The organism is Acidipropionibacterium virtanenii (assembly GCF_003325455.1).
In the GTDB taxonomy this organism is placed as follows: domain Bacteria; phylum Actinomycetota; class Actinomycetes; order Propionibacteriales; family Propionibacteriaceae; genus Acidipropionibacterium; species Acidipropionibacterium virtanenii.
On the sequence record NZ_CP025198.1, the window covers coordinates 1,938,284 to 1,956,317 of the forward strand.

Below are 18,034 nucleotides of genomic sequence, written 5' to 3' on the forward strand. Positions count from 1 at the left end.
TTGGGAGACCGGGCGATACGGCGAGACCACACCCAGGACGCCAGGCCCCCTGGGAGAGAAAGGTTGGAGATGGACAGCGCACTGAGTCCGCGGGAGATTCAGGCCCGTATCCGTTCCGGCGCCAGTGTGGATGACGTCGCCGCCGAGGCCGGGGTCTCGGTGGAACAGGTCGAGCCCTTCGCCGTCCCCGTTCTCGCTGAGCTTGACCATGTCGTCGAGGTGGCCATGGACTGCCCGGTGCGCAGGCACGGGGATCCGGGCTCGCACCGGGGGCTCAGCTCGATCGTGGCGCAGGTCTGCCGTGCCCATGACATGGACGTCGACGCCATCACCTGGCGGTGCTGGCGCCATCAGGACCGCAGCTGGGCGGTGGTGGCCGGCTGGGAGGGCGATCCGGGTCCGGGACAGGGCCAGGCGACCTTCCGTTTCGATCTGAGAGGCCGCTACTCCCTGCCTCAGGACGTCGGGGCGCGCTGGCTGGTCGACGACCGGGTCCCGCTGGCTCAGACCGAGGAGGAGGAGACCAGGGATCCCGACAAGGAGCCGACCATCGACCTGCACGACGACCTGGCGATCGTGCGCGCCGTGAGCGACCGCGCCCGGCGTCGGCCCCGCGCCTCGGGCAGACCGTCGTCCCAGGAGGCGGCCCGGGGCGCCGGGGACGGACAGCAGGACTCCCGGCAGGCCGGTCCGGAGCCGGAGGGCTCCCCCCATGTGCCGGGAATGACGTCGACCGACGGGGTCTACGACTTCGTGCCCAGCTCCCAGGGCCAGATGGACATGCTCTACGAGATGCTGGCGGGGTTCCAGGAGGACTCGGTCAACATCTACGAGGGCTTCTCCGAGCCGGTCGCCACCCCGATCCCCCCGACCCCTCCGGCGCACGCATCGCACCCGTCACCCGAACCCGGTCCCGGTGATTCCCGGGAGGAGCGCACGGACGATTCCGGGGAGACCGGCTCCACACCCGGGACGGTCCCCAGGAGTGCCGCGGCCTCCCCCGCCACCCCTGCCGAACCCGCCTCCCCGGAATCCGCTTCAGCAGAACCCTCCGCCGGGGGCCGGCCCCGGCCCGGAGGACGCAGGAAGAAGCGCGGTCACAAGCGGGCGTCGATCCCCAGCTGGGACGAGATCATGTTCGGCGGGCCCGGCTCGCAGAGCTGAGGCCCACCTGAGCCGGGGCGCCGGCCGGGTTCACCATCGGGGCTGTCCCACCGTCTCCCAGCGCAGCGGCACCGCCATCTCCACCGATGTGAGGGATCCGTGCATTCCCACCAGGCCCATCTCGTTGGGCTCCCGTTCGGTCATCACGGCCCAGTCCCGGCGCATCGGCACCACAACGTCTCCCAGACGGCGGCGAAGGCCCGGATCCCAGTCGCCGAACAGGCCCGCCCCGATCGCCTGGTCGGCGGTCAGCACCGCGGCCCGGTCGCCGAGCACCCGGGACCACCGCTCGGCCACCTGCTCGGGCCGGTCCGTGTAGATCTGACGGAACCGGGGCTCCCCGCCGATGTCGTCGACGTCGGCCAGCAGGGACGGGTCGTCCTCCACCAGGACGCGACGGTCGCGGGGAATATCGACCATGCCGTGATCGGCGGTGACGATGAGCACCGTGCCGGGGTCCAGGCCCTCCGACAGGGCCTCCACCAGTTCATCGACCCATCCCAGGCGCCGTCGCCAGGCCGGGGACTCGCAGCCCTCGCCGTGGCCCACATGGTCCAGGGACCGCTCGTAGACGTAGGTGAGGGAGCGGTCGCCGCGCCCCGTGGCCGACCGTGCCAGGTCGGCCCTCAGGTCGATGTCGTCCTCGTCGGCGACCGGTACGAATTCGGGGCCGCGCAGCGACGCCATCGTCAGCCCGGACCTCTTGAACCGCTCGGGTCCCACGGAGGTCACCGCCACCCGATGGGCCGCCAGCTGCTCGAAGGCGGTGGGGTGGGGCTGGAGAACCGACGGGGCGTCCCCACCGCGCCAGGTGAGCGCATTCATCACGACTCCCCCCAGCGGGGACCGGAAGGTGTATCCCAGGATGCCGTGGCGTCCCGGCTGAGCGCCGGTGCCCAGGCAGCTCAGCGAGGTCGCGGTGGTCGAGGGCACTGCGCAGGTGACGCCGCCCAGCCCGTCCATCGAGGTGAGATGCGGAGCCAGGCCGGCATGGGACTCCAGCAGCTCGGCGCCCATGCCGTCGACCAGCAGCAGCACGTAGCGTTGCGCCTCGGGCAGCCCGAAGGGATCCTCCCCCTCCCCCGTGAGATGGGAGGCGATGGCCGGCACCAGCTCGGCGAGGGTGGACCGGCCGTGGACCGGAAGGAGAAACTCCGGGGGAAGTGTCATGGCGCTCATCGGTCGCCGCCGGTCGCCACCTGCTGGAGCCGGGTGGCGAAGGCCACCAGACGCGCGACCTGGTCCGAGCCGTCGGCCGCAGGGCTCATCCGGATGGTGATGTCGTCGCCCGACAGGTTCCCGGTGTAACCGTGGTCGGCCTCGCAGGTCGGGTCGCCGCAGTCGGCGGGGGCCAGGTCGATCCTGGAGACCGCTCCCCAGGCGATCTGGAGCCAGGTCTCCACGGTGCTGCCGGCCGGTTGGACCGCATGCCCGAAGGATTCGGGGTGGGCGATGACCCGGGTGAGGACCACCGAGGAGACCCGTCCGAAGGGGATGGATTCGCTCGAGGTGATCGCCTGGAGCTGGCCGTTCTCGGTGCGGTCGTCGGTGTGGCAGATGATCAGTCTGGTCGGGGTGCGCAGGATCACCGTCAGATGGCGGTGGATCTCGTCCATCTCGAAGGTCGCCTCGTGGTGGATGAGGTGGTCGAGAACCTCTTCGACGCCGCAGGCGAGGGCCGCCGCGTCGATGACGACCTCGGGGAAGTACCCGCAGGACTCGATCTCGGCGGCGAGCGCCGGCGGCAGGGCCGGGCGGCCCGCCTGGAGGCGGGCCGCTCGGTCACGATGGTCGGAGGGTGTCACCTCGCCCTCAGCCCTGGTGCTCGGCGGCCGCCCTGGCCTCCGCCTTGCGGGTGGTCCAGCGGTAGAGCACCGCCAGGGTCGCGACGAAGATCACCACGCCGACGATCCCGGAGAAGCTCTCGTACCCGCCGGTGAGGAACGGCAGGACCAGCGGGGAGTCGGATCCGGTGGCCGCGACGATGCCCGCGTAGATGACCCCGAAGATGCTCTCGCCGACGATGAGGCCGGTGGCCAGCAGGATGCCGGTGCGCTTCTTCTCGTCCACGTCGCCATTGGTGTGGGAGGCCCACCGGTTGTAGAGGGCTCCGACGGTGGCGCCGATCGGGATGGTCAGGGAGAGGGTGATCGGCAGGTACATGCCCATGCCGACGGCCAGCGGCGGCAGGCCGAAGCGGGCCTTGCTGGTCTTCTTGATCACCTCGTCGATGACGATGATGACGGCGCCGATCCCGGCGCCCAGGCCGATGAGACCCCAGTCGAGGTCGCCGCCGAAGACGCCCTTGGCCAGCGAGGAGATGAGCGCGGCCTGGGGGGCCGCCAGGGCGTTGTCGCCCGCACCGGGAGCGCCGAGGAAGCCGAAGGCCTTCTGCATGAGATCCATCACCGGCGGGATGATCGCCGATCCGAAGACCACACCGATGATCAGCGCCACCTGCTGCTTCCACGGGGTCGATCCGACCAGTTGGCCGGTCTTGAGATCCTGCAGGTTGTCGTTGGAGATGGTGCCGATGCCGAAGACGATCGCGGCGGTGAACAGGGTGTAGGCGATCAGCGCGGCATTGTGCTGGGCGTCGGCCTGGCCGTAGACGCCCTTGATGATGACGGCGGCGATGAGGACGACGAGGATGCCGACGCCCGAGATCGGGCTGTTGGAGGCGCCGATGAGACCGGCCATGTAGCCGCAGACCGAGGCGACCACCAGGCCGATGAGCAGGGTGAACACGACGCTGACGGTGACGATGCCGGCGATGCCGCCGTGCAGCACGGTGCCGGAGGCGAAGTCCCACAGCAGGAAGGCGATCGGGATCATGCAGACCAGGGTGACGATGGCGACGATGTTGATGGGGATGTCGCGCTCGGTGATCGGCACCTGGCCGCCGCCGCGGCGGGTGCGTGCCGAGGCGATGGCCTCCTTGATGCCCCTGGCGATGGGTCCGATGATCTTGGCCAGGGTCCAGATCGCGGCGATGGCGATGCACCCGGCGCCCACGAAGCGGACGTCGGTACTGAAGATCGTGGAGACGACGTCCTCGAGCCCTCCCCCACCGAGCTTGCCGGAGCTCCGGATGGGCAGCAGCACCCCGTAGGAGATCAGCATGCCGACGAACATGGCGACGCCGACGGTGAGGCCGACGAGGTGACCGACCCCCATCAGCGCCATCGACAGGCTGGCACCGACCATGGTGCCGCCGTTACCGGTGCGGAAGGTCTTCGAGACCTCGGACCTGACCAGGCCGAAGTCGGAGGCCAGCACGTATCCGGCGGAGCTGAGGGCGCCCGCGAGGATCACCTTGATGCCGACCTTGTTGGCGGCGGCCCCCTCGTGGGTGTCGCCGACCTTGAGCACCTCGGCTCCGGCGACGCCCTCGGGGTAGGGCAGGTCGGAACCGGTGACCAGGGCGCGGCGCAGCGGGATGGAGTACATGACGCCGAGCAGGCCCCCGACGGCGCAGACCGCGGCGGTGGTCCAGTAGGGGAAGCCCTGCCACCATCCGACCATCACCAGGCCGGGAAGCACGAAGATGATGGCCGACAGGGTGCCGGCGGCCGAGGCGATGGTCTGGACGATGTTGTTCTCCACCACGGTGTGACTGGAGAATTTGTGAAGGATCGCCATCGAGATGACCGCGGCCGGAATCGAGGTGGCGAAGGTCAGGCCCACCTTGAGACCGAGATAGACGTTGGCGGCCGTGAAGACGAGCGTGATGAGCGCACCGATGATGACGGAGCGCACTGTGAGTTCACGGACCTGCGACGATGACCGGTCCAGTTGGGACATGGGTGGACTCTCCTCGTGTCAGAAACAAGCCCGACTCACTATGCCACTCATCGTCGTCGCAGCCACCCTCAGGATGACCGATTGCTCCCCTGCGCAGCCGGAGACCACCGAACGGGGCGTCGCGATGCTCTAGGGTCGTGGCCATGACCAACCGGCCCTTCATCGGCGCTCGGATCGAGGAGGCGCTGGTGCGCCGCCTCAATCGGATCCTGGCCCGGCGCGGCTGGGTGAACTCCATCATCCCCTTCTACGGATACGGCTCGCAGACTCAGATCCGGGTGCTGGCGCGGGTGGTTCTGGCCCCCCCGCTGGGCCGCACCGTCCTGGGCCGGGTGGCCGATGACTTCCTCACCCAGCGGGGCTGGCGCAACTTCGTGGGCCTGCCCAGCCCGTGCGCCGAGGTCGGCATCGATCTGCCGGGCGACCGGGTGCAGGTCCGCTCCGACCGGGAAGGGTATGTCGACCTGCGCTTCCCGAACCCCGGTCTCGCCCCGGGATGGCACGATGTGGCGCTGCACGGGCCTGGAGGCTCCCACTCCTCGGCCAGTGTCCTGGTGGTGGGACCCGACCAGGACTTCGGGATCATCTCCGACATCGACGACACCGTCATCTCCACCTCTCTGCCCCGGCTGCTGATCGCCGCATGGAACTCCTTCGTACGGACCGAGCAGGCGCGCCAACCGATCCCGGGGATGGCCCGGATGTACCAACGGCTGCTGGCCGACCAGCCCGACGCCCCGGTGATGTACGTGTCGACCGGGGCGTGGAACACCTACCCCTTCCTCACCCGCTTCCTGGCCCGCCACGGCTATCCCGCCGGCCCGCTGCTGCTGACGGACTGGGGGCCGACCAACACCGGCTGGTTCAGGTCGGGCACCGATCACAAGCGGGAGGCGATGCGCGAACTCGCCCGCGCCCTGCCCGGAGTCCGGTGGGTCCTGGTGGGCGACGACGGCCAGCACGATGTCGCCCTGTACAACGAGTTCGACCGGGAGCACCCGGCCAGGGTGCGCGCCATCGCGATCCGCGAGCTGACCCCCACCGAGCAGGTCCTGGCCCACGGCACGGCCGCCGGTCTGGATCCCGTCTCGCGCAGGAGGCGGAAGGCCGGCCCGGCCCCGCTGGTCCGGGCCCCCGACGGGGATCTTCTGTACCCTCCACTGCGGAGCGTGCTGGCCCAGACCGACAGGGACGGCGGTTGAAGGTCCCGGAGGCGGGCGGCACACGGGCCCGGATCGCCGCATGTCGGTGTCATCGGTCACAATGAGGGGCGCCGCGGTCGCTGAGGCCGTGGTCCACGGGAGGAGCAGGACAGTTCGATGGCACGATCGACCGCCGATGACGAGTTCACCGAGAACATCATCGATGTGGACGTCTCCAGCGAGATGGAGAACAGCTACCTGGAGTACGCGTACTCGGTGATCTACTCCCGGGCGCTGCCCGATGCGCGCGACGGGCTCAAACCCGTCCAGCGGAGGATCCTCTACACCATGGGCGATATGGGGGTCCGCCCCGATCGTCCCCACGTGAAGTCGGCCCGCGTGGTGGGTCAGGTGATGGGCCAGCTCCATCCCCACGGCGACTCCGCCATCTACGACGCGCTGGTGAGGATGGCCCAGCCCTGGGCGATGCGCCTGCCGTTGATCGACGGCCACGGCAACTTCGGCGCCCTGGACGCCGGCCCGGCCGCCATGCGGTACACCGAGTGCCGGATGTCCCCGGCGGCGGGGGCGATGATCGCCGGCCTGGACGAGGACACCGTCGACTTCGTGCCGAACTACGACGGCAAGGAGACCGAACCGGCCGTGCTGCCGGCCGCCTTCCCGAATCTGCTGGTCAACGGAGCCTCGGGGATCGCGGTGGGCATGGCCACGAATATGCCGCCGCACAACCTGGTGGAGGTGATCGCGGCGCTGCGGCACATGCTCGACCATCCTGACGCCGATCTCGCCACCATCATGCGTTTCATCCCCGGGCCCGACCTGCCGACCGGTGGCAGGATCATCGGTCTGGAGGGCATCCGGGACGCCTATCGCACCGGGCGCGGCACCTTCCGCATCCGGGCCACCAGCACCATCGAACGCGTCTCCCCGCGCCGTCAGGGGATCGTCGTCACCGCACTTCCGTACATGGTGGGTCCGGAGAAGATCATCGATCAGCTCAAGACGCTGGTGCAGTCCAAGAAGATCTCGGGGATCGCCGACGTCAAGGACCTCACCGATCTGGCGAACGGCACCCGGCTGGTGATCGAGGTCAAGAACGGCATCAATGCCGAGGCGATGCTCCAGCGGCTCTACAAGCTCACCAAGCTCGAGGACACCTTCGGCATCAACAACGTGGCCCTGGTCGACGGCCAGCCGCGCACCCTCGGCCTGATGGAGCTGCTGCAGGTCTACCTGGAGCACCGCCTCGACGTCACGCTGCGTCGCACCCGGTTCCAGCTGCGCAAGGCCACCGACCGGCTGCACCTGGTCGAGGGGCTGCTCATCGCGATCCTCGACATCGATGACGTCATCGCGATCATCCGGTCCTCCGAGGATGTCGCAGAGGCCCGTACCCGTCTCATGGAGGCCTTCGAGCTGGACGAGATCCAGACCAACTACATCCTCGACATGCAGCTGCGCCGACTCACGAGACTGTCGCGGATCGAGCTGGAGTCCGAGCGCGACGACCTGAAGGCCGAGATCGACCGGCTCACCCTGATCGTCACCGACGACCGTCGCCTCCGCAAGGTCGTCTCCCAGGAGCTGGCCGCGATCGCCAAGAGTTACGGCACTCCTCGTCGCACCGTTCTGATGGGTTCCTCGGGAGCCGCAGAGTCGGCCGCGGGGCCCCTGGAGGTACCCGACGACCCCACCTGGGTGCTGCTGTCGGCGACCGGACGGATCGCCCGGATCGACACCCCCGACGGGCTGCCCGCGACCGGCCCGCGAGCCAGGCACGACGTCATCGTCTCGACGGCACGGACGACGGCCCGCGGGGAGTTCGCCGTCCTCACCTCGGCCGGCCGCCTCATCAGAGCCAGGGCCATCGATCTGGTGAACCTGCCGGCCACCGCGACCGCGCCCTCGCTGACCGGCGGCACCCCGGTCGCCGAACTCGTCATGCTGAACAAGGGCGAGCGGGCGATCGCGGTCTCCGGCCTTCCCGACCAGGGTCCGGCCCTGGCCCTGGGCACTCGTGACGGCATCGTCAAGAGGGTCAACCCGGAGATCTCGGGCCAGGACTGGTGGGAGGTCATCACCCTCAAGGGCGATGACGAGGTGGTCGGGGCGGCCGAGCTGGACGTCGATGACGGCGAACGGGCCCAGTTGTGCTTCATCACCGAATCGGCCAGTCTGCTGCATTTCAGCGCCTCCCTGGTGCGTCCCCAGGGCCGCAAGGGCTCGGGTGTCGCCGGCATCAGGTCGGCCTCCCCGGTGATCTTCTTCGGGGTGGTGACGGGGGACGACGCCGTCGTGGTGACCGGAGCCGACGACGCCCCCGGCGCTCAGGGGTCCGGATCGGTCAAGGTCACCGGCCTCGACCTCTTCCCCGCCAAGGGCCGGGCCACCGGAGGTGTCCGCTGCCACCGCTTCCTGCGGTCCGAGTCCGGGCTGGCCCTGGCCTGGGCGGGACCACGGCCCGCCGTCGCCGGCACCGCGACCGGAAGGCCCGTGGAACTGCCCGCCGAGAACGACCGGCGCGACGGATCCGGTGACCAGATCCCGACCCCGATCACCGGCGTCGCCTCGCGCCTGGCCGGTGCGATCCCGGAACCCGAGACCTCACCGGCGGCTCTGCCGACCGACGCACGGCCCCTCATCGATCCGCCCGAGCGGGGCGATCAGCCCGGCCTGTTCGATGAGAGCTAGCCATGCACACCCCGCTGTGACGCCCCGGCGGTCGCTCCTGTGGTCCGAATATGAGTAATCTGACGCCCATGGGATTCAACGACCTCCTCGCCGGGAATGCCCGATACGCCTCCGGCTTCCAATGGGCCGGAACACCGGGCGTGGCGGCCCGCGGGGTGGCTGTGATCACCTGCATGGACTCCCGCCTCGATCCGCTGGCGATGCTCGACCTGACGGTCGGCGACGCCAAGATCCTGCGGACCCCGGGAGGCCGGGTCACCCCGGAGGTGGTCACCGGCCTGGTGGTCGGCGTCCACCTGCTCGGCGTCGACCGCATCTTGGTGATCGCCCACACGAGATGCGCCATGGCCTCGGGCGACGACGCGCAGATCGCCGACGCGATCGCAGCGGCCGACGGTACCCGGGTACACGGAATGGCGATCGGGGCCTCGACGGACCAGGCCGCAGCCCTCGACTTCGACGTCTCCCTGCTCCGGGCCGATCCACTCGTCTCCGCCGAGATCGGCGGCTTCATGTACGACGTCGACACCGGCATCCTCACCCAAGTCCACTGACACCCGACGATCCAGGAGAAACAGGATGAACGACAACTCGGGCAATCAGCCCTGGGGACCCAACAATCAGGGCCAGTGGCAACCTGACAGCGGCTCGGATCCCCAGAGCTGGGGGTCTGCGAATCAGCAGCCGCAGACCTGGCAGTCCCCATCGCAGCAGTCCTGGTCCAACCAGGGCCAGCAACCGGGACAGCCCGGCCCCTACGACGGCGCCACTCAGACCTGGCCGGCCGCCGAGCAGAACACCTGGGGATCGGCCAACGATCCGAACCAGGGCCAGTGGGCGGGCCAGCAGCAACCCGGTCAGGGATCCCCGGACTGGAACACCGGCCAGCAGGCCCAGTGGGCCGCACAGCCGCCCAACGGCGGGGCCGGCGGACCCGGGGCCCCTGGCGGCCAGGGAGGCTCCCACAAGGGACTGGGTATCGGCATCGCCGTCGTCGCGGTGGTGCTGGTCGCAGCCATCGGCCTGGCGTTCTTCCTGGTCAACCGCAACAAGAACAGCTCGGCGAGCGGTTCGGGTTCGACATCGGCGAATGCCAACGCCATCATCGAGAAGCCGGACGCGGCCCTCAAGGACTACTTCGACGCGCTCATCAAGGGAGACTCCAAGCGCGCCCTCAAGTACGGCAGCAGCACCAACACGGGCTCCTCGAAATACCTCACCGATGAAATGCTGAAGGCCTCCCAGAAGGCCAATCCGATCTCGGGGGTCGAGGTCTCCGGGGACACCAGCTCGCAGTCCTCGGCCTCTCTGTCGGCCTCCTACTCCATCGGCGAGGAGGAGGTGTCCGCCACCTACCGGATGTACCGCTCCGGGAAGGGAAGCCGCTGGCAGATGACCAGGGCCGCTTCCGATGTCGACCTCTCCTCGATGGGCAGCGACACGTTGAAGATCAACGGCATCAGCGTCAAGGCCGAGAAGATCTCCCTGTTCCCGGGCGGCTACACCTTCGATTCGGGCAATGAGTACATCAAGTACGGGAACGACGACGACTCGACGATGTACGTCAAGGACCCGTCCACCTACGTGTCCTCCTACGACCTGAGCCCCCAGCTCACCGCCAAGGGCGTCTCGACCTACAAGGATCTGGTCCGGGCCAAGCTGACCAGCTGCCTGGCCTCTCACAAGATCCGCCCCGACGGGTGCCCCTTCTACTCCCCGACCACCACCAACCAGGGGTCGAAGATCACCGAGGACTCCCTGAACTACTCCTCCACCAGCCTGAACAGCATCGACTCGATGACGCCGAGGCTGGACTCGGGGACCACGAAGGCCAAGTCCTATCTGTACCTCAGCGTCCAGGTGACCGGCAAGGCCGTCAACTCCAGCGGGGAGGCGGTCAGCGTCTCGGGCTACGCGACCACCACCGGAAACTACCCGGTCGTGGACTTCGGCACCGCCAAGCCGACCCTCACCTGGTGAGCTGAGCCGGCCGGCCCGGACCGGTTGACACGACGATGCCCCGGAACCTCTGGTTCCGGGGCATCGTCGCGATCCGGCTGTCGCGGCCTCAGTGCAGCGCCGGAGCGGCGACGTCCTTGACCGGGATCATGGCCAGCAGGCCGGCCAGCAGGACCACTGCGATGCCGAGAATCCCCCAGTACTGGTTGTTGTCGCCGCCTCCGATCATCCGCCCTGCCGTGATGAACAGGCCGAACAGCAGCGGAGCCAGGAAGGAGACGGCCTTGCCGGTCGTGGCGTAGAGCCCGAACACCTCGCCCTGCATCTGCTTGGGGCAGGCTCGTGCCAGATAGGAGCGGGAGGCCGACTGGGCGGGACCGACGAAGGCGCACATCGCCATGCCGAGCACCCAGAACACGATCGGCCCGCCGTTGTGCAGGACGAAGACGGCGACGGCGACGGCGATGAGGATCACCAGGGATCCGATGATGACGCGGCGCGGGCCGATCCTGTCGTCGAGCAGCCCGAAGCCGATGGTCGACACCCCCGCGACCAGATTCGCCGCGATCCCGAAGACGAGGACCTGGGCCGAGGTGAATCCGAAGGTCTGCTTGGCGATCGGCCCGCCGAACTGGAAGACGCCGTTGAGCCCGTCGCGGAACAGTGCGGAGGCAATCAGGAAGACCACGATGCCGCGGTGGGTGCGCCACAGCCCGGCGACGGAGCGCCCCAGCCGGCGGTAGGCGCCCACCAGACCGGTCCCCGCGGTGATGCCGGTACGGGGACGGTCGCGCAGGATGATGAAGGTGGGCAGAGTGAGCAGCACGATCCATGCTGCGCAGAAGAGCATGGAGACCCGGATATTCATGCCATTGGTGGCGGTGACGCCGAACCATCCGACGTCGGGCTGAATCCAGGCGACGTAGATCACCAGAAGGGCGATGATGCCGCCCATGTAGCCCAGCCCCCAGCCGAAGCCGGAGATCCGGCCCACCTTGCCGCCGCCGGCCACCTCGTCGAGCAGGCCGTTGTACAGGGCGCTTGCGACATCGCTGATGACCGTCCCGATTCCCAGCAGCACCAGGCCGAGGAGGAGGTAGGAGGCGCGGGCCTGGATGAAGAAGAGGCATCCCGACATCAGGGCGAGGGCCCAGGTGAGCCATTTCAGGGTGCCGAGGCGCCGGCCGCTGCGGTCGGCCCACTGCCCCACCACGGGGGCCAGCAGGGCGATGCACAGGCCGGCCAGAGCCATCGTCCAGGACAGCGAGGTGCTGGTGTGGTCGTTGGAGCCGAAGGAGTCGCTGACGATGTAGACACTGAACACGAAGGTCGTGATGACCGAATTGAAGGGCTGGGTGCCCGGGTCCCACATCGCCCAACCGAGGATCCGGCGACGCCGGGCCCGTCGGTCTGCGGGCGGGGCGGCATCAGGCATCGATCTGCTCCTGGTCGAGCCGATAGGCACCCTGGACGATGAACTCCTTGCGCGGGGCGACGTCATTGCCCATCAGGATCTTGAAGGTCTCCTCGGCCTCCTCGGCGTCGTCGATCGTGATGCGGCGCAGCATCCGGTGCCTCGGATCCATGGTGGTCTCCTTGAGCTGGGAGGCGTCCATCTCACCCAGGCCCTTGTATCGCTGCGGCTCCTTGAAGCGGACCCCCTTCTTGGTGAGGGAGGCCAGGGTGCGCTGGTACTCGGCGTCGGAGTAGGTGTAGAGGTATTTGTCCATGCCGCGCTTGGGATTGATGAGTTCGAAGCGGTGCAGCGGCGGGACGGCTGAGTAGACTCTCCCGGCCTCGATCATCGGGCGCATGTACTTGAAGAAGAGGGTCGCCAGCAGGGTCCGGATGTGGGCCCCGTCGGAGTCGGCGTCGGCCATGAAGATCACCTTGCCGTAGCGCGCCTGGTCGATGTCGAAGGTCTTGCCGGATCCGGCGCCGACGACCTGGATGATCGAGGCGCATTCCAGGTTGCGCAGCATGGCGCCCAGATCGGCCTTCTGGACGTTGAGGATCTTGCCGCGGATCGGGAGCAGGGCCTGGTGCTCGGAGTTGCGGGCCACATTGGCGGTGCCCAGGGCCGAGTCCCCCTCGACGATGAACAGCTCGGTGGAGTCGGGGTCCGAGGAGCGGCAGTCCTTGAGCTTGGGGGGCAGGTGCGAGGACTCCAGGGCGTTCTTTCGCCGCTGGTTCTCCTTGTGCGCGCGGGCCGCCACTCGCGTCCGCGATGCGTTGACGGCCTTCTCCAGCAGCGCCCGGGCCACCGGCTTGACCGCCGACCTGGAGGAGGTGAGGTAGGCGGTGAGTTCCTTCTCCACGATCCTCGCCACCAGCCGTCGTACCGGAGGGGTGCCGAGCACCTCCTTGGTCTGCCCCTCGAACTGCGGTTCGGCCAGCCGTACGGTGACCACTGCGGTGAGCCCCTCCAGGACGTCGTCCTTGACGACCTCCTCAGAGCTCTTGAGGAGCCGGGTGCCGTCCAGCGCTGCGCTGTAGGCCTTCAGCAGGCCCTGCTCGAATCCCTGGAGGTGGGTTCCGCCCTTCGGCGTGGCGATGATGTTGACGAAGGACTTCTCGACGGTCTCGTATCCGGTCCCCCACCTCAACGCCACATCCACCTCGAGATTGCGGTGTACATCGGTGGGTGTCATGGCGCCGGTGGCGTCCAGTTCGGGGACGGTCTCGGTGAAGGAGTCCGAGCCCTGGAGTCGGAGCACCTCGCAGATCGGCTGATCCGGGGCGAGGGATTCGGCGAATTCCGAGATCCCACCGTCGAAACGCAGCGTCTCGATGATCTCCGGTCGGGTCTCCCCGGTCTCCGGGTCGGTCTGGATGCCTCGCCGATCGGCGACCTCGATCTCGATCCCGGGCACCAGGAATGCGGTCTGTCGGGCCCTGTCGAGGAGTTTGCGCCAGGAGAGCTGGGCGTCGGGCAGGAAGATCTGGCGGTCGGGCCAGTACCGGACCCGGGTGGCCGTGACCCCCCGTGCAGCCCGTCGGAGCTTGTTGATCCCCGATCCGGGGGTGAACGGAGCATCGGGACCGTCGCCGTCGAAGCGGCCCGGGACGCCGCGCCGGAAGCTCATGCCCCAGGTGCTGCCCTTTCGGTCGACCTCCACGTCGAGCCGGGTGGACAGTGCGTTGACCACCGAGGCGCCGACGCCGTGCAGGCCGCCGGAGGCCTTGTAGGCTCCTCCGCCGAATTTCCCGCCGGCATGCAGCCTGGTGTAGACCACCTCGACGCCGCTGAGGCCGGTCCTGGGTTCGGTGTCGACCGGGATGCCCCGGCCCTGGTCGGTGACGAGGATCGACCCGTCGGCCTCCAGGGCCACGGTGATCCGGTCGCCGTATCCGGCGAGGGCCTCATCGACCCCGTTGTCGAAGATCTCCCACAGGCAGTGCATCAGGCCCCGGGTGTCGGTCGAGCCGATGTACATCGCCGGCCTCTTGCGGACCGCCTCCAGGCCCTCGAGGACGAGGATGCTCCGCGCCCCGTACTCCTTGGGCTGGTCGGTCCTGACTGTCCGGGATTGCTGCGTCGTGGTCACGGGATGAGACTACCGGGCCGCTCCGACATCGCCGGGGCACGGCCGCCGGTGGGCGGGGCGGCGGGGGCCCGCTGGTGCGGCCCGTTACGATGGGGAACATATCGGGCCGACGGTGCGTTCCACTGGCGGTTCGCGGGACCGCAGATCGCGGTCCTGGCACCGGTACTGCCGGACGGGAGTACCAGATCCTACTGAGGAGGTTGCCATGAGTACCACGATGATCGAGGACCGCGCACTCACCGCTTCCGATCGTTGCGACCGTTGCGGCGCGCAGGCGTACTTCCGTGTGACCCTCCACAACGGCGGGGAGCTGCTGTTCTGCGCCCACCACGCCAAGGCCCACGAGGACAAGCTGAGACAGGTCGCACTGTCGATCCAGGATGAGAGCGGACGACTGAGCTGAACTGATATCGCATCACCCGAGCGCGGGCACCGGATCCTTCCGGTGCCCGCGTCGTCATGTCAGCCTGACCATCCGTTGCATGATGATGCCGCCCAGCGAGTTGTCGGTGGAGTCGTTGTCGACCTCGAAGCCGTGTCTGCGGAAGAAGGAGATCGCCCGCCGGTTGTCCTGGAAGACCCACACGTAGGCCGCCGAACTGCCCAGGGCCTCGTCGATGAGGGCGTCGGAGGCCCCGCAGGTGCGGGCCTCCGGCAGGACATGGAGGGTCGACAGCTCCAGGGGGGTCGGAGCGTCGCTGGCATTGCTGATCTGGGTCAGTGCCACACCGACGATCTTCATGTCGAGACGGTCCGACAGGACCCAGAACTGCCCTCCGGCGTCCATGAGTTCATTCCACTGCTCGATCGTGGTGTGCACGGTGTCCGGCCCGGTGAGAGCCTCGAGAGCATCATCGGGGATCACCCCCCTGCCGATCTCGCGCAGGCAGACGGCCTGCACGGCCGCCGCCTGAGGAAGATCCTGCCGGCGCGCCGGCTTGACGACGAACCGGCCCGGCCCCTGCTCCACCGTTGCGCTCGACTCACCTGCTCTGCTCGACGTTCCCATGGGGCGAGCCTAGCGGGCGGGAGTCCGCCCTGTCCCCCGCTCAGTCCAAGTAATCGCGAAGCACCTGGGAGCGACTCGGGTGGCGCAGCTTCGACATGGTCTTGGACTCGATCTGGCGGATCCGTTCGCGGGTCACGCCGTAGACCTTGCCGATCTCGTCGAGGGTCTTCGGCTGGCCGTCGGTCAGCCCGAACCGCATCGACACGACTCCGGCCTCGCGTTCCGAGAGGGTGTCCAGGACGTCGTGGAGCTGTTCCTGAAGGAGGGTGAAGTTCACCGCATCGGCAGGGACGATGGCCTCGGAGTCCTCGATGAGGTCACCGAACTCGGAGTCGCCGTCCTCGCCGAGGGGGGTGTGCAGGGAGATCGGCTCACGACCGTACTTCTGCACCTCGATGACCTTCTCGGGGGTCATGTCGAGTTCCTTGGCGAGCTCCTCGGGGGTGGGCTCGCGACCGAGATCCTGGAGCATCTGGCGCTGCACGCGCGCCAGCTTGTTGATGACCTCGACCATGTGCACCGGGATGCGGATGGTGCGCGCCTGATCGGCCATCGCACGGGTGATGGCCTGCTTGATCCACCAGGTGGCGTAGGTGGAGAACTTGTAGCCCTTCGTGTAGTCGAACTTCTCGACCGCGCGGATGAGCCCCAGGTTGCCCTCCTGGATGAGATCGAGGAAGAGCATGCCCCGCCCGGTGTAGCGCTTCGCGAGGCTCACCACCAGACGCAGGTTGGCCTCCAACAGGTGATTCTTGGCGGCCCTGCCGTCCTCGGCGATCCACTCGTAGTCGTCGCGGTTCCTGGCGGGAACCTTGGCGCCGGGATCGGCCAGCTGCTCGCCGGCGAACAGGCCCGCCTCGATCCGCTTGGCCAGGTCGACCTCCTGGGCGGCGTTGAGCAGCGCCACCTTGCCGATCTGCTTGAGGTAGTCCTTCACCGGGTCGGCGGTGGCTCCGGCCACCATGACCTGCTGCTCGGGCTCGTCGGTGTCGTCGTTGTCGTTGAGCGAGTACCCCTGGGAGTCCTTGTTGATCTCGGCCTCGTCCTTGGCGGCCTGCTTGGGGTCGTAGTCCTTGTCGTCGACGTCGTCGAGCGACCGCTTCTTGCCGCCGAGGGTCAGCACGACATCATCCCCGTCGCGCTCCACATGCACGTCCACCTGGCCGCTGGCGGCCTCGGCGACGGTCGCGGTGCGGCGAGAACCGCTCTTGGCCTTGGCCGAGGACTTGCGTGCGGTCGACTTCTTCGCAGTCGATCTGCGCGCCGTGGTCTTCTTGGCGGCCGTTGTCTTCCGGGAGCCCGACGATGTCGTCGGGGCACTCCCGGTCGAGGACTGTGATCGTGCAGTCGTCGTGACACGGGAACTTGTGGACTTCGTGGTGGTGGGCTTCGCCTCCTCGTCGGCAGCAGTCATCTTCGTGCTTGACGTGGAACGAGTCGTCACGGGGATCCTCTCAACAGGGCAGAAAACCTGTGCAATGGCAGACGACAGCCGGGAGCCGTCAAGAGCCGCGTCCCATTGTGACACCCGCCTGCCTCCGGCACAAACCGTCACCCCACCCGGCCCCTGAGATTCCGCTGCTCCGCCGGGACCAAGCCCACCACCCCGGGGTACGACCACGGTCTGATGATGGTTCCCGGCAGCGCCACCAGAGGCGTCGATGGCCCGTTCGGGAATGACAACAGGCCCGTTTGACGTTGTGATGGTGTCCTACGTTGAAAGGCGGGAACACATGGACACCAAGTCACGAGTTCGTACCACCGACGGGATCGATGGCAAGGACGCGGTTGGTCTGTATCTGGAGGGCATCGCCAAGACCCCCCTCCTGAACGCCGCCCAGGAAGTCGCCCTGTCTCAGCGGATCGAAGCCGGGGTCTTCGCCCGGGCGGTTCTCAACGGCGACGCCGAGTCCGGCAGCGGAGCCACGCGAGCCGAGCTGGAGGAGGTCGCCGACGACGGGGACGAGGCGATGGCCCACTTCGTGCGCGCCAACCTGCGTCTGGTCGTCTCGGTCGCACGCAAGTACGGACGCTCCCAGATGCCGCTGCTCGACCTGGTGCAGGAGGGCAACACCGGGCTCATCCGCGCTGTCGAGAAGTTCGACTACGCCAAGGGATACAAGTTCTCCACCTACGCCACCTGGTGGGTCCGCCAGGCCATCAGCCGTGGCATCGCCCAGCAGGGCCGTATCGTCCGTCTGCCGGTGCATGTCGCCGAGCAGGTCAACCAGGTCTCGGCGGCACGCCGCAATCTGGAGCGTCATCTGGGCCGCGAGCCCGAGACCTTCGAGATCGCCGACGAGCTGGGGCTTCCCGAGGAGAGGGTGATCGAACTCATCCGCTTCGGCCGCGACCATGTCAGCCTGGACGCCCCGGTCGAGGATGACGGCGACACCAGCCTGGGCGACCTCATCGCCCGCGAGACCTCCCCCGGACCCGACGACATCGTCCTGGACGCCGAGGACCGCGGCCGTCTGGAGGGCCTTCTCGAGGACCTCGACGAGCGCTCCGCGGATGTGGTGCGCCGCCGCTACGGTCTTGTCGACGGCCGTCAGGCCAAGCTCGCCGATATCGGCAAGGTCTGGGGCATCACCGCCGAGCGGGTGCGCCAGATCGAGCGCGCCGCACTGGCGACGATGCGCGAGGCGAATCAGGCGGTCATGGCCGCCTGACACCTGGTCCCGAACAGATCGCCC

Annotated in this window: 14 protein-coding genes; 7 read left to right on the plus strand and 7 right to left on the minus strand. The window is 68.3% G+C overall.

Annotated features, from left to right (window positions below; translation table 11 throughout):
* Window positions 1-69: 69 nt before the first annotated feature.
* Entirely contained in the window at window positions 70-1,164 is a 1,095-nt protein-coding gene (sepH, locus tag JS278_RS08925) for a septation protein SepH (RefSeq protein WP_245935069.1), read from the plus strand.
* Window positions 1,165-1,194: 30 nt separating this feature from the next.
* Here the strand turns inward: sepH and JS278_RS08930 are convergent, their stop codons facing one another.
* The 3 genes from JS278_RS08930 to JS278_RS08940 are packed head-to-tail and all read right to left on the minus strand — an operon-like array spanning window position 1,195 to window position 4,968.
* Window positions 1,195-2,334, minus strand: coding sequence for an alkaline phosphatase family protein (locus JS278_RS08930; protein WP_425451428.1), 1,140 nt, complete (start codon window positions 2,332-2,334; stop codon window positions 1,195-1,197).
* Between the two features lie 5 nt (window positions 2,335-2,339).
* A complete protein-coding gene (locus JS278_RS08935) occupies window positions 2,340-2,969 on the minus strand; it encodes a DUF5998 family protein (protein WP_220149950.1) in 630 nt (209 codons plus the stop codon).
* 7 nt (window positions 2,970-2,976) lie between these two features.
* The gene (locus JS278_RS08940) at window positions 2,977-4,968 is read right to left on the minus strand and encodes an OPT family oligopeptide transporter (RefSeq protein WP_114044870.1); all 1,992 of its coding nucleotides are present in this window, start codon (window positions 4,966-4,968) and stop codon (window positions 2,977-2,979) included.
* 332 nt (window positions 4,969-5,300) lie between these two features.
* Between JS278_RS08940 and JS278_RS08945 the strand changes: the two genes are divergently transcribed.
* From JS278_RS08945 to JS278_RS08960, 4 genes are all read left to right on the plus strand, one after another.
* Complete coding sequence (locus JS278_RS08945; protein WP_114046223.1) at window positions 5,301-6,170, plus strand: App1 family protein phosphatidate phosphatase; 870 nt, start codon at window positions 5,301-5,303, stop codon at window positions 6,168-6,170.
* Between the two features lie 117 nt (window positions 6,171-6,287).
* The gene (locus tag JS278_RS08950; protein WP_114044871.1) at window positions 6,288-8,822 is read left to right on the plus strand and encodes a DNA gyrase/topoisomerase IV subunit A; all 2,535 of its coding nucleotides are present in this window, start codon (window positions 6,288-6,290) and stop codon (window positions 8,820-8,822) included.
* 68 nt (window positions 8,823-8,890) lie between these two features.
* Complete coding sequence (locus tag JS278_RS08955; RefSeq protein ID WP_114044872.1) at window positions 8,891-9,376, plus strand: carbonic anhydrase; 486 nt, start codon at window positions 8,891-8,893, stop codon at window positions 9,374-9,376.
* A gap of 25 nt (window positions 9,377-9,401) precedes the next feature.
* Complete coding sequence (locus tag JS278_RS08960) at window positions 9,402-10,802, plus strand: hypothetical protein (protein WP_114044873.1); 1,401 nt, start codon at window positions 9,402-9,404, stop codon at window positions 10,800-10,802.
* 88 nt (window positions 10,803-10,890) lie between these two features.
* On the opposite strand, the gene JS278_RS08965 is transcribed toward JS278_RS08960, so the two are convergent.
* Together JS278_RS08965 and JS278_RS08970 are read right to left on the minus strand one after the other, a co-directional pair.
* Window positions 10,891-12,216: an MFS transporter gene (locus tag JS278_RS08965; RefSeq protein ID WP_114044874.1), complete on the minus strand. Its 1,326-nt coding sequence runs from the start codon at window positions 12,214-12,216 to the stop codon at window positions 10,891-10,893.
* Window positions 12,209-14,329, minus strand: a complete 2,121-nt coding sequence (locus tag JS278_RS08970; RefSeq protein ID WP_114044875.1) for a DNA gyrase/topoisomerase IV subunit B — start codon at window positions 14,327-14,329, stop codon at window positions 12,209-12,211. The genes JS278_RS08965 and JS278_RS08970 overlap by 8 nt, the downstream gene beginning before the upstream one ends.
* A 205-nt stretch (window positions 14,330-14,534) precedes the next feature.
* On the opposite strand from JS278_RS08970, the gene JS278_RS08975 reads away from it, so the two are divergent.
* On the plus strand, window positions 14,535-14,732 hold the full coding sequence (locus JS278_RS08975) for a DUF7455 domain-containing protein (protein WP_114044876.1): 198 nt from the start codon (window positions 14,535-14,537) through the stop codon (window positions 14,730-14,732).
* A gap of 54 nt (window positions 14,733-14,786) precedes the next feature.
* Here JS278_RS08975 and JS278_RS08980 read toward each other — a convergent pair whose 3' ends face one another.
* Together JS278_RS08980 and JS278_RS08985 are read right to left on the minus strand one after the other, a co-directional pair.
* Window positions 14,787-15,338: a GNAT family N-acetyltransferase gene (locus JS278_RS08980; RefSeq protein ID WP_114044877.1), complete on the minus strand. Its 552-nt coding sequence runs from the start codon at window positions 15,336-15,338 to the stop codon at window positions 14,787-14,789.
* 40 nt (window positions 15,339-15,378) lie between these two features.
* On the minus strand, window positions 15,379-16,752 hold the full coding sequence (locus JS278_RS08985; RefSeq protein WP_245935299.1) for an RNA polymerase sigma factor: 1,374 nt from the start codon (window positions 16,750-16,752) through the stop codon (window positions 15,379-15,381).
* Window positions 16,753-17,071: 319 nt separating this feature from the next.
* Between JS278_RS08985 and JS278_RS08990 the strand changes: the two genes are divergently transcribed.
* The gene (locus JS278_RS08990) at window positions 17,072-18,010 is read left to right on the plus strand and encodes a sigma-70 family RNA polymerase sigma factor (protein ID WP_114044879.1); all 939 of its coding nucleotides are present in this window, start codon (window positions 17,072-17,074) and stop codon (window positions 18,008-18,010) included.
* Window positions 18,011-18,034: the final 24 nt, after the last annotated feature.